Below are 1,159 nucleotides of genomic sequence, written 5' to 3' on the forward strand. Positions count from 1 at the left end.
GTCGGTACCCAGCTCGACGATCTTCCCCAGGTACATCACGCCGACCCGGTCGGAGATGTGCCGGACGATGGACAGGTCGTGGGCGATGAAGACGTAGGACAGGTTGAACTCGTCCTGGAGTCCTTCCATCAGGTTGATGACCTGCGCCTGGACGGAGACGTCCAGCGCCGAGACCGGCTCGTCGGCGACGATGATCTCCGGGTTGAGGGCGAGGCCCCGGGCGATGCCGATGCGCTGCCGCTGGCCGCCGGAGAACTGGTGCGGGTACCGGTTGATGTACTCCGGGTTGAGCCCCACCACGTCGAGCAGTTCCTGGACCTTCCGCCGGCGGTCGCCCTTGGGCGCCACCTCCGGATGGATCTCGAACGGCTCACCGATGATGTCGCCGACCGTCATCCGCGGGTTGAGCGAGGTGTACGGGTCCTGGAACACCATCTGGATGTTCCGCCGCACCGCCTTCAGCGCCCGCCCCGACAACCGGGTGATGTCCTCACCCCGGTAGAGGATCTCCCCCGAGGTGGGCTGCTCCAGACTGACCATCAGTTTGGCCACCGTCGACTTGCCGCAGCCCGACTCCCCCACCACGCCCAGGGTCTCGCCCTGGTACAGGTCGAAGCTGACGCCGTCCACCGCGCGGACCGCCCCGACCTGCCGTCGGAAGAGGATGCCCTGCGTCAGCGGGAAGTGCTTGACCAGGTTCCGCACCTGGAGGATCGGCTCCCCGCGCCGCTCGGCGGTGGGCGCCGGCGGGGCCGCCGTGCCCGGCTCACTCGTCACGGATCGTCTCCCTCCAGAAGTGGCAGGCGCTGCGCCGGCCCGGCAGTTCGGCCTCCGGCGCGCCGGCCGGGGTGTCGGGGTCGGTCACCTGCAGCAGCGGCGGGTCCTCGGCGACACACACCTCCCGGGCCCTCGGGCAGCGCGGGTGGAAGGGGCAGCCGGACGGGATGCGCAGCAGGTTGGGCGGCAGCCCCTTGATCGCGTACAGCTCCTTCCCCTTCTGGTCGAGCCGGGGGATGGAGTCGAGCAGTCCCCTGGTGTAGGGGTGGGCCGGGCGCTTGTACAGCTCGTGCACCGGCGCGGTCTCCACGATGCGGCCCGCGTACATCACGGCGATCTTGTCGGCCACGTCGGCGACCACACCCAGGTCGTGGGTGATCAG

At 69.6% G+C, this 1,159-nt stretch carries 2 protein-coding genes; both read right to left on the reverse strand.

Going from position 1 to position 1,159, the window contains the following annotated elements:
- Positions 1–777 (reverse strand): ABC transporter ATP-binding protein (locus tag GL263_RS26915; RefSeq protein WP_323379578.1); only part of this gene is annotated, 777 nt, incomplete at its 3' end.
- Positions 767–1,159, reverse strand: a 393-nt coding sequence (locus GL263_RS26920; protein ID WP_182858338.1) for an oligopeptide/dipeptide ABC transporter ATP-binding protein, incomplete at its 5' end; no start/stop codon positions are given. The genes GL263_RS26915 and GL263_RS26920, both read right to left, overlap by 11 nt.

Source organism: Streptomyces durbertensis, assembly GCF_014156695.1.
Lineage (GTDB): Bacteria > Actinomycetota > Actinomycetes > Streptomycetales > Streptomycetaceae > Streptomyces > Streptomyces durbertensis.